Raw genomic sequence first — 12,558 nt, 5'->3', positions numbered from 1 at the left:
GGTCCAAGCATCGTTGACGGTCCAGGTGCCGGTCGGCTCCTGAAAAGGTTCGTAGCGTTGAGTCATGCGGAGACGATAATTGCCGAGCCCCGTCGTGCCAAGGGCCGATCAATATTTTCTCGCTTTGTATTGATGTTTCATACGTCAATGATACCATGGTGGATATCATTTCTCATATTCAGACGCTGATACCCAATGATCACTGCTTCCCAGCTTCGTGCTGCCCGCGCCCTTCTCAACATCGACCAGAAAACCCTGGCGGAAATGGCGAGCGTCTCGCTGCCGACGATCCAACGAATGGAGGCCAGCCAGGGCAATGTGCGAGGCGTTGTCGATAGCTTGATGAAAGTGATCAACGCCCTGAACCGCGCCGGCGTCGAGCTTCTCAGCGAACATGTGCGTAGCGACGATGGCGGCCGTGGTGTCAGGTTCCGCCATCCAGACACGCTGCCGGGCAAGCCAAACTAGGCCTACAAAGCACAGCATCGACGCCACGCATTCACCGCCCCCATCTCCAGAAACACTCAATGAGCCTTTCCCGGCACATCAGCTTGCGGTCCTGCTTTTCCGCATGGAAAGACACGGTTCGCTCATGATCGTGTATCTGCGTCGGTTGACCGGAAAGGAACGAAGCGAAAGAACCGATCGGCACCTCGCCCGTTTCCTGACGTTCATCGCAGGAGCCGCCAACGCTGGCGGCTTCCTGGCGGTTCAGCAGTACACGTCCCACATGTCCGGCATCGTTTCGTCGATGGCGGACCATCTGGCACTCGGCGATGTCGGGCTGGCGCTTTCCGGGTTGGGGGCGTTGTTGTCGTTTGTCACAGGCGCGGCCTGTTCGGCAGTCTTGGTCAACTGGGGACGGCGGCAAGGCCTACAGGGCGAGTACGCATTCCCGCTTGTCCTGGAAGCGATCCTGCTGATCTGTTTCGGTCTGCTCGGCGGCCATCTTGCGCGTCATGAAGCGCTGTTTGTGCCAATGACGGTGATGCTGCTTTGTTTCATCATGGGGTTGCAGAACGCCATCATCACCAAGCTATCGGAAGCCAGAATCCGGACGACGCATGTCACGGGCCTGGTGACGGATATGGGCATCGAACTCGGCAAGCTGCTTTACTGGAACATCTCAGGCAATGACTCGGACAGACTGTTCGTGAAAGCAGATCGGAGAAAGCTGAGACTGCTTGCGTCGCTCGTAGCATTGTTCTTTATCGGCGGCGTCATCGGCGCTGTGGGTTTCAAACACATCGGCTTTGCAGCGACATTGTTTCTTGCCGCCATTCTCCTTGTGCTGGCCTCCATGCCAGTCCTGGAGGATGTGTCCATCCGCATGAAGCGGCTCTGGCAGTAGCGCGACAGGGCTTTGCCACATGCCGGATTTGGCGGCACATTCGCGATGGCTGGCGACAAGATTGGTGGCCAACACGGTTCGCCTGTTATGCCGTTGCCACCTCCGAAGCGTTGCAGCGGCCCGCAGTGTGCCACCTTCGCAACTGGCTGGCGAGAGAAGCAATCGAGAACCCAGCATGACTTGGCGTTCGGCTCATGCTTTGTCAGTGGCGCCGCACCTTAGGCAGCTCGTCGTGGTACATGCCAAGGCCTGAACGCCAGGAGGCCAAGCTCCTGTTCGATCTCCTCGGCTCCGACGGACGGCGGCATTAGCAGCACTGGCTGGACGAGATCTCGTACCTTGCCTGCCATGACGAGTGCGTTGCGATCCAGAGCGCCGCGGATATCGAGCAGTCTCACATCCGCCCAGATATTGGCGAGCTTTACAGCAACGCGATCCGGCATGATGTCGAGGTCGTGACGAGCATGAACGTTACCGATCAGAATACCGGAAGAATTCTTGAGACGCGTCTGCGCCAAGCCGAAGAATGTCTCGGCGCACAAATGATCTGGGATGCGCCGCCCGGAATATGCGTCCAGAACGATAGCGTCGTAGCGATGACGGCCGGCGCGCAAAAAATCCCGCCCGTCGGAGATGAAGGAGTGAACTCCACGAGGTAACCCAAAGTATTTTCGGGCGATCTGGAAAGCCTTTGGATTGATGTCGACGATCGTAACACGCACACCAATCCTATCCAGCATCGTGCCCAGGCTGCCACCGCCACAACCGATCATCAGGACATCGGACACTCGCGCTTGTGCGAGGAGACCAAAGATGGCGTGTATATACGGCACGACGCTGACGCCATTCGGATCGCACTCGCTTTGATAGCAGCCACCTTGGCGATAAATGAACGAACCGGAGTCCTTGGCCCGCAGAACCTCGATGTTGCCGAAATCGGTATGATATTTCGCAACCCGGATCATGACCTTGTCATCACAGCCAATTCCTAAATCCGCCGCTCGGCTGGTTTTCCGTTCGTTGGCCCCTTCATGCGGAGCCGAGGGGGTTCGCCCGTCATTTTGCAGCGGGCTGCTCTTCGCAATTGCAGGGCACCAATCGGCGAGGCTCGGCGCCTCCCAACTCGTATCTCCCAGTTTTCTACAGCTTCGAGACAGATGCGTCACGCATCATTATTTGAATGCGCCGCATTTTAATATATGCTGCAGCGCTTAGAGATAATACGTCAAAGCTGATCAAAAAGGGGATGCGACCGTGATAACTGCTCCACAGTTGCGTGCCGCGAGGGCGCTCCTTGGCATCGACCAGCGCAGGCTTGCCGAATTGTCCAGCCTTTCGGTGCCGACAATTCAACGTATGGAAGCCAGTGAGTCGATTATCCGGGGCAATGTAGATTCCCTAATGAAGCTGATCGGGGCGCTTGACCTCGCCGGCGTCGAATTGATTTCTGAAGGCGCCTCCAGCCAAATCGGCGGGCGCGGCGTGCGGCTGAAAGCAGATTTTGATCCCGCCAAAATTATGGGCGGGGTTGATACGGACGCCAAAGTCCCTGTGAGGAGTGTGGCGTGATTTCGGGGGCTGCAGTCCTCCTGTGGGGCGTTGCTGCGCTCCTGGGAACTGCGGTGCTTGCGATTGCGTCAAGCCACGGATCGGGTTCGGGAACACGCCTGATCTACGGCCTGACGCTAAGCATATCGGCGGCCGTGCTCCTGGTTCTCGCGAGCCGTGTCGCCGATGATCCCGTAACCCCGTCGACTGCCGAGCTGCCGCTTGGGCTGCCATGGATTGGCGCCCATTTCCGTCTGGATGCGCTCTCGACCTTTTTCCTCGTCGTCGTCAATTTTGGCGGCGGCATGGCCAGTCTTTACGGCCTCGGCTACGGCAGGCATGAGTCTGCGCCGCATCGGGTGCTGCCGTTCTTCCCTGCCTTCCTCGCCGGGATGAATCTGGTCGTGCTGGCGGACGACGCCTTCACTTTCCTGCTTTCCTGGGAATTCATGTCGCTCGCTTCCTGGGCGCTCGTCATGGCGCACCATCGCGAGCAGGACAATGCGAGAGCGGGCTACATCTATCTCGTGATGGCGAGCTTCGGCACGCTCGCGCTGCTGCTTGCGTTCGGCCTGCTGGCCGGCCCGAGCGGAAACTACACGTTCGAAGCGATGCGTGCGGCCGCTTCCGCCCCGCTCGTCGCTGCTTTCGTTCTGGCTCTGATGCTGCTGGGCGCCGGCTCCAAGGCTGGCCTGGTACCGCTGCACATATGGCTGCCACTCGCTCACCCGGCCGCGCCAAGCCACGTCTCGGCTCTGATGAGCGGCGTCATGACCAAGGTCGCCATCTACGGCTTCATACGCGTCATTTTCGACCTGCTCGGTGAGCCGGCATGGTGGTCGGGCGTTGTGGTGCTTTTCCTGGGCGGCCTGACGGCGGTTCTCGGCATTCTTTACGCCTTGATGGAAAAGGACCTGAAGCGGCTTCTTGCCTATAGCACCATCGAAAACGTCGGCGTCATTTTCGTCAGCCTTGGCCTTGCTCTGGCCTTCAAGGCGAACGCCATGCCATCGGCCGCGGCGCTGGCGCTCACCGCCGCGCTGTTTCACGTCCTCAACCATTCCTTTTTCAAGAGCCTGCTGTTTTTCGGCGCGGGCGCCGTACTGACGGCAACCGGAGAGCGGGAAATGGAGAAACTGGGCGGTCTCATCCACCGTATGCCGTTGACCAGTTTTGCCTTTCTCGTCGGCTGCGTGGCGATCTCGGCGCTTCCGCCCTTCAACGGCTTCGTCTCCGAATGGCTGGCCTTCCAGGCCGTCCTGCAGAGCCCAGATCTGCCGCAATGGGGCCTGAAGGTCATGGTGCCCGCCGTTGGCGGTTTACTGGCGCTCTCGGCGGCCTTGGCGGCTGCCTGCTTCGTGAAAGCGTTCGGGATTACATTCCTCGGCCGGCCACGCTCGGCCGCGTTGGAACTGGCGCACGAGGTCGACCGCTATTCGCTAGCGGCAATGTTCACCCTGGCGGCTCTTTGTCTCCTGGCTGGCATTGTGCCGGGTCTCGTCATCGACGGTCTCTCAGCGGTGACACTTCCGCTGCTTGGCAGCCGGATGCCTGTGCAGATGGCTGAGCCATGGCTGTCGATCGTGCCAATCGCAGCGAGCCGCAGTTCTTACAATGGCCTGCTGGTGTTCCTGTTCATTGCTGTCTCCGGATCGTTCGCGGCATTCGTCATTCACCGCTTCGCCTCACATGCGCTCCGCCGCGGCCCGGCCTGGGGTTGCGGCTTCCCGGACGTAACACCCGCCGCGCAGTATACATCGATAAGCTTTGCACAGCCCATTCGACGCGTCTTCGGCGCGTTCGCATTCCGCGCGCGGGAAAAAGTCGAAGTGCCGGCGCCTGGCGAAACTGGCCCGGCTCGTTTGACTGTCGAAATCCACGATGTGATCTGGGAAACGTTTTACCTGCCTATCGGCAGGGCTATCGACTTTGCGACCGACCACCTGAACCATCTGCAGTTCCTGACGATCAGGCGCTACCTGACTCTTGTATTTCTCTTTCTCATTGTCCTGCTTTTGGTACTCGCACTATGGCCCTGATCCTTGAGTTGGCCGTTCAGGGCGCACAGATGATGCTGGTGCTTTTGCTGGCGCCACTCCTGACCGGGTTCGTGCGCAAGGTGAAGGCACGACTCTTGCGCCGCCAAGGTCCATCCCTGATCCAACCCTATCGCGATCTCCTGCGGCTAATGCGAAAGGAAGTCGTTCTGGCGGACAACGCATCCTGGCTGTTTCGCGTGACACCTTATCTGATCTTTGCCGCCACCTGGGTCGCGGCCGCGCTTATCCCGACATTCGCAACCGGGCTCACTTTCAGTTGGACCGCGGATCTCATAGCTATTGTCGCGCTGCTGGGAAGCGCCCGATTCTTCCTGGCGCTCGCAGGGATGGATGTCGGCACGAGCTTCGGCGGCATAGGCTCAAGCCGCGAGGTGATGATCGCTTCGCTGGCCGAGCCCGCCATGCTGCTCATTGTGTTCAGCCTGGCGCTGGTCGCCGGAGCGACACAGTTGTCCACGGTCGCCGCCTTCATGGGCTCGCCGCAGGTCGGCCTGCGGGTATCGCTCGGAATGTCGCTCATCGCTCTCGTGATGGTGGCGGTCGCCGAAAACGCCCGCATACCAGTGGACAATCCATCGACCCATCTGGAGCTCACCATGGTCCACGAGGCGATGATCTTGGAATATTCCGGTCGTCATCTGGCGATGATCGAGTTCGCAGCCTTCCTCAAACTCCTGCTTTATGTGTCGCTGATTTCCTGTGTCTTCCTCCCCTGGGGGCTGGCTGGTGTCGAGGCTGGGCCGAAATCATTTGCTCTGGGTGCCGTGGCCTATCTTGGCAAACTTGCCTTGTGCGGCATTCTCCTCGCCGTGTTTGAGACTGCGATCGCCAAGATGCGCGTTTTCCGCGTTCCGGATTTTTTGGGCGCAGCACTCATGCTGGCGTTGCTCGGCACGCTCTTGCTGTTCGTCTCACGGAGCCTCTGATGAACGGCCTCACCTTCGACATCGCTCATCTGCTCGCCGGCGGCCTGGTGCTGGTCAGCTTCATGATGCTGTACCAGGATCGCCTCTTCGCCCTGATCAACGTTTTTGCACTTCATGCAATCGTGCTCGCCCTGTCCGTGGCCTGGCAGGCCTACATCCAGGACGCCCATCACCTCTATGTCACGGCGGCGATCGCCCTCATCTTCAAGGCGATCATCATTCCTGTTGGCCTGCACCGCATCATCCAGCGGCTCGGCATCCATCGCGACATCGAGACCGCCGTCGGGATCGGTCCAACCATGCTTGCCGGAATAGGTCTGGTGACCCTGTCCATGGTGCTGATGCTGCGGGTCACTCCCGACGCCGATCCCCTCGCCCGCGAGGATCTTGCCTTTGCGCTGTCCATCATACTGCTTGGACTCCTGGTGATGGTCACCCGCCGGAACGCCGTCAGCCAGGTTGTCGGATTCATGTCGCTCGAGAATGGCCTGGTGCTGGCCGCCACGGGCGCCAAGGGCATGCCGCTGGTTGTCGAGATCAGTGTCGCCTTCTCGATTCTGATCGCCTTCATTGTCATCGGCGTCTTCCTGTTTCGCATACGCGAGAGATTCGACTCGGTCGATGTCGGCGCGCTCGACGACTACAGGGGGGAACATCGTTGACCGCGTTTTCCCTCGATGCGGTGGCCGCCATCTTGCTGATACCGGTCGGCGCGGCCGCACTCCTGGCGACCCTGCCGAACTATCGGATAACGGCTGGCCTCAATGTCGCCGCGAGCTTGCTGACCTTGCTCGCTGCGGTGTCGCTTCTCGTCACGGATCGGCCGCAGCCCGGTCAGTATTTGCTCGTCGACGATCTCAATATCGTTTTCATCGTGCTCAACACGTTCGTCGGCTTCACGACCAGTGTGTTCAGCGCCTCCTACATTGCGCACGAACTGGATACCGGACGGCTGACGGCGACGAATTTGCGATTTTATCACGCAATGTACCAGATCATGATGTTCGGCATGAATCTGGCGTTCGTGTCGAACAATATCGGCTTAATGTGGGTGGCGGTGGAACTTGCTACGCTGACTACCGTGCTGATGGTCGGCATCTATCGCACGCACGAGGCGCTGGAGGCGGCTTGGAAGTATTTCATACTCGGCAGTGTCGGCATTGCGCTTGCCCTCTTCGGCACCATCCTCGTCTACATGGCCGCGCAGCCGATTGTTGGCGAAGGCACGAATGCCATGGTCTGGACAGTGCTTATCGAGCACGCAGCGCGCTTCGACCCGGCGCTGCTGAACGTCGCCTTCGTCTTCCTGCTGCTCGGCTATGGGACGAAGGTTGGTCTTGCGCCTTTGCATGCCTGGCTGCCCGACGCCCACGCGGAAGGCCCGACGCCGATTTCGGCGGTGTTGTCAGGACTGCTCCTCAACGTCGCGCTCTATGCGGTACTGCGCTTCAAGCTGCTGCTCGCGGCTAGCCCGGACGCGATCGCGCCTGGACCACTGATGATCACGATGGGGCTCACCTCCCTCATCTTCGCGGCCTTCATGCTCTACCGCCGCCGCGACATCAAACGTCTGTTCGCGTACTCCTCCATCGAGCACATGGGCATCATCGTGTTCGCTTTCGGCATGGGTGGCCCGCTCGCCAATTTTGCCGGACTGCTGCACATGGTCATGCACAGCCTGACCAAGTCGGCGATCTTTTTCACGGTCGGCCACATCGCCCAGATCAAGGGGACACAGAACATCGCCGAGATCCGGGGGCTTACGGAAACGCATCCGGGGCTTGGCTGGGCGCTCGTCATCGGCGTCGTTGCCATTGCCGGCCTCCCTCCGCTCGGCATCTTCATGAGCGAGTTCCTGGTCGTGAGTTCGACATTTGCAAGGCACCCCCTTTTGGCGATGCCGTTGGTATTCGGGATTCTGCTCGCTTTCGGCGCCCTGCTGCTTCGGCTGACCGGCGTCGCTTTCGGCGAACCGCGAGGCAGCACCGCGCCCGCCGAGGCGTCCTACGTTCCGACGTATTCCCACCTGACGCTTGTGTTTGCCGCCGGCATCTATCTGCCACCACCGCTGGTCATATGGTTCCAGCATGTCGCCAACCTTCTAGGATGAAGCGGATGGGAGAAATGACATGCCCGCACTGACCGACCTCATCCTTGCTGGCAAGGGTGTCGACAACCATTTCCCGTGGTCGCGCGCAGTGGTGACTTCGAAAAGATGGAGCTTTGCCGTCGAGCAACTGGCTGAGGGTCACTTGAGCTTGCTCGGTCTTTGGGGCGAACCAGGCACCGTTCACATGGCGCTACTCGACGAGGCTGTCGGGAACATCGGCGTTGTCAGCCTGCTATGTCCGGATGGACGCTACCCATCGGTCGGCCTGCTGCATCCGCCCGCATTGCGCCTTGAACGTGCGGCCGCGGACCTGTTCGGGCTCTTGCCACAAGGCGCGCCCGATACGCGACGGTGGCTTGATCATGGCTACTGGGGCATCAGCTTTCCGTTGAGTGCCCACGTCCGGACCTCTGTTGCGACGGCGCCCCCCTACCAATTCCTGCCTGCCGAGGGGGAAAGCCTGCATCAGATCCCAGTCGGGCCCGTGCATGCCGGCATCATCGAGCCAGGGCATTTTCGATTTACAGCCAGCGGCGAAACGGTCGTCCGGCTGGAGGAACGCCTAGGGTATACGCACAAGGGCATAGAAGGCTTGATGGCGGGGTCCGATATCGACCATGCTGCCAAGCTGGCGGGCCGAACCTCTGGCGACAGTACCGTGGCATACTCCCTTGCTTTTTCCCGCGCGGTCGAAGCGGCCCTTGGTATCGAGGTTCCTGCGCGCGCGGTCTGGCTGCGAGCGCTCATGGCCGAGTTGGAGCGTCTGGCCAACCATCTGGGCGACATCGGCGCCATCTGCAACGACGCCGCCTTCGCACTCATGCATGCCCACTGCGGCGTCCTGCGCGAGCGCGTATTGCGGGCAAGCGATGCTGCCTTCGGCCATCGTTTGATGCGCGACCGCGTCGTGCCTGGAGGAGTGGCGACCTACCTGAACGACGAGGGGACGACAGCGATCTGCTCTCTGATCGCAGAGATCAGGCAGCGGTTTCCGGCGCTTGTAGAACTCTACGACAACACCGCGTCGCTACAGGATCGGACAGTCGCAACTGGGCGGCTGAAGGTGGAACTCGCTCGACAATATCGTGCCGGAGGGTATGTCGGCCGGGCCTCCGGTCGGGACTTTGATGCGCGACGCAGTCTGGCCTATCCTCCCTATGACGCGCTCAACTTCAATGTGCCTCTCCTCCAGGAAGGCGACGTGAACGCCCGTGTCTGGATTCGCATTCACGAGGTCGAGCAGAGCTTGTCCCTGGTCGAGCAAATCCTGCGACAGCTGCCGGGTGGACCGATCCGCGTCGACTTGGCACAGACAGGCGGCCCGCATGAAGGCATGGCGCTCGTCGAGGGTTTCCGGGGCGACATTCTGGCCTGGCTGCGCATTGGTAAAAGCGGCCTGGTCGAGCGCTGTCACCTGCGTGATCCGTCATGGTTTCAATGGCCGCTGCTGGAAGCGGCCATCGAAGGCAACATCGTCGCCGACTTCCCACTATGCAACAAATCGTTCAACTGCTCGTATTCAGGACACGACCTCTAAGGGTCCAAGGCAAGCCATCATGCGCAAGCTCCTCTTCGAAAGCCTGATACGCCCGCCGCTGACCGAGCGTCCGCCGCGAGTGAGCGACGCGGCGGTTGACGAGCTCGCACGCGCCCTCAATGGGGTTGCTCATAGAAGATTGGGGCGAAGTCTGTCGATCCGGGCAGTCGATGCCGGTTCCTGCAACGGTTGCGAACTCGAGATGCACGCGCTCAACAACGCTTTCTACGATATCGAGCGTTTTGGGATCCGGTTCGTCGCATCGCCGCGCCATGCCGATGTCCTGCTTGTCACCGGGCCGGTGACCAGAAACATGCGTGAGGCATTGAAGCGGACCTACGACGCAACTCCCAACCCCAAATGGGTGGTCGCGCTCGGCGATTGCGCCCAGAATGGCGGCTGTTTCGCCGGCAGTTACGCCGTGGTGCGCGGCGTGTCGGAGGCGTTGCCTGTCGATCTGCACATTCCAGGCTGCCCGCCACCGCCCATCGAAATTCTGAAAGGCCTGCTCGCCTTGCTTGAGGGAGTGAATTCAAAGGCCGGTGTTGCCCGAAATTGACTATCGATGTGGAGGGGTTTTCCGCCACTAGGTAGCAAAAGCCCCCAGACCTAAAAGGCATCCCGACTGCCCAGGTTTCGATGTGAAAACGGAGCCTTGAACGATCGTAGCGTGAAGCAGAAGCAGGGCGACTTGGTCGAAGGGCTGCCGCAAATTGCAAGGGAGCAGGCCGAGATCCGGAAGTGTTGAGCGCGCTGGACCGGGTCAGCCAAGCGGCCAGGAACCATCACCCGCCGGCAGATAGCTTCCGCTGTTCCTCACGGAACCCATGCCCTCCGCCGTGAATCGTCGACGAGATAGCGGCGGCAGGCTTCAGTGCGAACGCTCAGGCGTCCAAGTGGGCCTTATGAGTTGGCCGATCATCTGAAATGACAGTCCGCAACAGGCGTGCATGGTCAGACCGTGTCCATCTGATGGCGCAGCAGCCGCAAGCTGACGCTGGACCCATGCAGCATCATGTCAGACAGTGGATATATAGGTGTTGAAACATTGAGTGTCATGTATTATACATTATCATTAATGGACAAAGGAAGCGGTAGATTTGCACGACCGACCCTGCCAGCCGCCCTTTCACGAGGCTTGGTGGGCCGATGCCCTAATTGTGGTCAGGGGAAATTGTATCGCACCTACCTGAAGCAGGTGGAGCGTTGCGCAGTTTGTGGAGAACGCTTTGGTGACATAGAATCTGATGACGCGGCGCCTTGGTTCACTATCCTCATTGCGGGCGTCTTTGCAGCCCCCCTGTATTTCTTGTTCCAAGGGCTTCTTCTGTCATACTTCGCCGTCACAATGGTATTGATCTCTCTTATTATTGTGGCGCTGATACTGCTTTTGTTACCTTGCGTAAAAGGCGCTTTGATCAGCGCGTTCTGGTTTTCGCGGCTTAAAAACGACGAGCCGGGATGAACACTCTACTGATCACAAACGCCGTTTTTCCATACGCCGTCGCGTTGGTCGATGACTGTTTCAATACGAAGCAGCCGTAGTCTGGAGACCAAAATGTGATTAGCGCTTCGCAGATTCGCGCAGCCCGGGCATTGCTTGGAATTGACCAGAAAAGCCTGGCTGAGCGTGCCGGCATCTCGCTGTCAGCCATCCAACGAATGGAGGCCGGCGAGAGCGATCTACCAGGCGCGTTCGACATGCAGAAGAACGTCGTAATCGCCCTCAGAGCAGCAGGGATCGAGCTGATTGGCGATCATGAGCGCAGTGGCGGCGGAGGCCGAGGCGTGCGCCTGGCGCATCCTGTCGGCCTGGCAGGCCGGACACATTGATTGCCTCGACGGCGTCGGAAAGCCGGTACCGATCAATCGGCGGGTTTCAACCGTGAAGCAGGAAAGATGAACACGTATCATCCATTGGACCGATGAAGCGACGATATACAGAACATCAGGAGCCAACTGGTAGCTGGTCGGTTTTAGATACTCAATTCTCAGGCTGAAGCACCACGACCTGTCGATTGTGGTACGGCGCGACGTCCGGCCCGGGATCGGTCGTCAGCATGGTAAAGGTGGCCGGCTTGTTGCCGACAGCTTCGCGCCAAAGCCCAGCGACGGCCATGAATGGACAGCCGTTGAGCGTGAAGCGATGTTTCGCCTTCGGATACTTCGTCCCTGTGAATTCGAAGAACGCGGACGCAGGAACGAGGCAGCGTTTGCTGTTCCCGAATTGCCGCCCTTCGGAGCGGAAGTTGAACACAGGCCCGCCTTTTGGTCCGGCCGGCGCGAATCCGAACGTCATCGATGCAAGCTCGATCGTGTCATCAGCGGCGCGCATTATTGGTGCCGGGTCATTAATGCGGACGTCGTCCACCTGAGGCAAATCGAGTTCGGTTTGGTGGGTGGGGGACTTTGAGCGCCAGCGACGCCATCATCCGGCAATACTCAGCCCAAATAAAATAATATGCTGCTCGTAATCGTTGCACATGGACGGCTCCAGACTTGGGCGACCTCTGTTGATATTAGGGCAAGCGAAGGCGCCATGGAAAGCGGCGGGTGATCAACCCCACGGGTCTCGCTCAACCAGAATATCCGCCTCCTTTGCAGCCGCAACAAAGGCCTTCCGAGCGGCGCGGGTCTGTTTGATCCGCTGCCTGAGCTACCCGGTCCACGGTTTAGACGGTGTTCCACGACCGACCGAGCGCCACTCGCACCGGCTTCTCAAAACCGCTGGTGCTGCAAAAAACCTCCCGTGTCATCGAGCGCCCCCCCGCTGAGGCGACGATCGAATAGCGTGTTTGGGGCCGTTTCCAGACCGTCCGCTTCTGTTCGGATTTGACGATTAGCTGCCGTTTGGCTTGCCTGTAGAACGCTGCGTGCCCGTTAGAGGTGCTCCGCCGTTTGGCATTGCCGTCAGTCTGCGTAGAGGGTGTTCCGGGCTGGAACCCGACCGCTAAACGACATCGGCACCCCTTCGTAAGGAACTCGGCACGAATGGACCTGGCGCACTCCGACTATGCGCGGCGCCG

General features: G+C 59.7%; 11 protein-coding genes and 2 pseudogenes. 11 read left to right on the top strand and 2 right to left on the bottom strand.

Translation table 11 applies throughout. The features are described from left to right. The first annotated feature begins 195 nt into the window (after positions 1-195). Together FJV83_RS17030 and FJV83_RS17025 are read left to right on the top strand one after the other, a co-directional pair. Entirely contained in the window at positions 196-468 is a 273-nt protein-coding gene (locus tag FJV83_RS17030; protein WP_095773162.1) for a helix-turn-helix transcriptional regulator, read from the top strand. A 103-nt stretch (positions 469-571) separates the two neighbouring features. Continuing rightward, positions 572-1,333, top strand: a pseudogene (locus FJV83_RS17025) (YoaK family protein); the annotation flags it as partial. A gap of 236 nt (positions 1,334-1,569) precedes the next feature. On the opposite strand, the gene FJV83_RS17020 reads toward FJV83_RS17025, so the two are convergent. After that, positions 1,570-2,316 (bottom strand): fused MFS/spermidine synthase, encoded by a 747-nt coding sequence (locus tag FJV83_RS17020; RefSeq protein WP_142886791.1) that lies wholly within the window; start codon positions 2,314-2,316, stop codon positions 1,570-1,572. A 289-nt stretch (positions 2,317-2,605) separates the two neighbouring features. On the opposite strand from FJV83_RS17020, the gene FJV83_RS17015 reads away from it, so the two are divergent. From FJV83_RS17015 to FJV83_RS16975, 9 genes are all read left to right on the top strand, one after another. Next, positions 2,606-2,920 carry a helix-turn-helix transcriptional regulator gene (locus tag FJV83_RS17015; protein ID WP_095773164.1) on the top strand — a complete coding sequence of 105 codons (315 nt, stop codon included), beginning with the start codon at positions 2,606-2,608 and terminating at the stop codon, positions 2,918-2,920. Continuing rightward, complete coding sequence (gene hyfB, locus FJV83_RS17010) at positions 2,920-4,938, top strand: hydrogenase 4 subunit B (RefSeq protein ID WP_142886799.1); 2,019 nt, start codon at positions 2,920-2,922, stop codon at positions 4,936-4,938. Before FJV83_RS17015 ends, hyfB begins: the two co-directional genes overlap by 1 nt. Continuing rightward, a complete protein-coding gene (locus FJV83_RS17005) occupies positions 4,929-5,885 on the top strand; it encodes an NADH-quinone oxidoreductase subunit H (protein ID WP_095790218.1) in 957 nt (318 codons plus the stop codon). The genes hyfB and FJV83_RS17005 overlap by 10 nt, the downstream gene beginning before the upstream one ends. Next, the gene (locus tag FJV83_RS17000) at positions 5,885-6,547 is read left to right on the top strand and encodes a hydrogenase-4 component E (protein ID WP_095773166.1); all 663 of its coding nucleotides are present in this window, start codon (positions 5,885-5,887) and stop codon (positions 6,545-6,547) included. Before FJV83_RS17005 ends, FJV83_RS17000 begins: the two co-directional genes overlap by 1 nt. Next, complete coding sequence (locus FJV83_RS16995) at positions 6,544-7,995, top strand: hydrogenase 4 subunit F (protein ID WP_142886792.1); 1,452 nt, start codon at positions 6,544-6,546, stop codon at positions 7,993-7,995. Before FJV83_RS17000 ends, FJV83_RS16995 begins: the two co-directional genes overlap by 4 nt. 19 nt (positions 7,996-8,014) lie before the next feature. After that, positions 8,015-9,532, top strand: coding sequence for a nickel-dependent hydrogenase large subunit (locus tag FJV83_RS16990; RefSeq protein WP_142886793.1), 1,518 nt, complete (start codon positions 8,015-8,017; stop codon positions 9,530-9,532). A 19-nt stretch (positions 9,533-9,551) separates the two neighbouring features. Next, the gene (locus FJV83_RS16985; RefSeq protein ID WP_095773169.1) at positions 9,552-10,091 is read left to right on the top strand and encodes an NADH-quinone oxidoreductase subunit B family protein; all 540 of its coding nucleotides are present in this window, start codon (positions 9,552-9,554) and stop codon (positions 10,089-10,091) included. Between the two features lie 615 nt (positions 10,092-10,706). Next, a complete protein-coding gene (locus FJV83_RS36450; protein ID WP_179296092.1) occupies positions 10,707-10,997 on the top strand; it encodes a DUF983 domain-containing protein in 291 nt (96 codons plus the stop codon). A gap of 95 nt (positions 10,998-11,092) precedes the next feature. Then, a complete protein-coding gene (locus tag FJV83_RS16975; RefSeq protein ID WP_095773171.1) occupies positions 11,093-11,365 on the top strand; it encodes a helix-turn-helix transcriptional regulator in 273 nt (90 codons plus the stop codon). A 154-nt stretch (positions 11,366-11,519) separates the two neighbouring features. On the opposite strand, the pseudogene FJV83_RS16970 reads toward FJV83_RS16975, so the two are convergent. Next, positions 11,520-12,017: pseudogene (locus FJV83_RS16970) on the bottom strand (SOS response-associated peptidase family protein); the annotation flags it as partial. Positions 12,018-12,558 lie beyond the last annotated feature (541 nt).

Source organism: Mesorhizobium sp. WSM4307, assembly GCF_007003945.1.
Taxonomy (GTDB): domain Bacteria; phylum Pseudomonadota; class Alphaproteobacteria; order Rhizobiales; family Rhizobiaceae; genus Mesorhizobium.
This window is presented reverse-complemented; position numbering and strand designations above follow the sequence as displayed.

Bases quoted from the DNA above. Each gene is read 5' to 3' on its own strand.
- FJV83_RS17030 (WP_095773162.1), top strand. From the start codon at position 196: ATGATCACTGCTTCCCAGCTTCGTGCTGCCCGCGCCCTTCTCAACATC.
- FJV83_RS17020 (WP_142886791.1), bottom strand. From the start codon at position 2,316: ATGATCCGGGTTGCGAAATATCATACCGATTTCGGCAACATCGAGGTT.
- FJV83_RS17005 (WP_095790218.1), top strand. From the start codon at position 4,929: ATGGCCCTGATCCTTGAGTTGGCCGTTCAGGGCGCACAGATGATGCTG.
- FJV83_RS17000 (WP_095773166.1), top strand. From the start codon at position 5,885: ATGAACGGCCTCACCTTCGACATCGCTCATCTGCTCGCCGGCGGCCTG.
- FJV83_RS16990 (WP_142886793.1), top strand. From the start codon at position 8,015: ATGCCCGCACTGACCGACCTCATCCTTGCTGGCAAGGGTGTCGACAAC.
- FJV83_RS16985 (WP_095773169.1), top strand. From the start codon at position 9,552: ATGCGCAAGCTCCTCTTCGAAAGCCTGATACGCCCGCCGCTGACCGAG.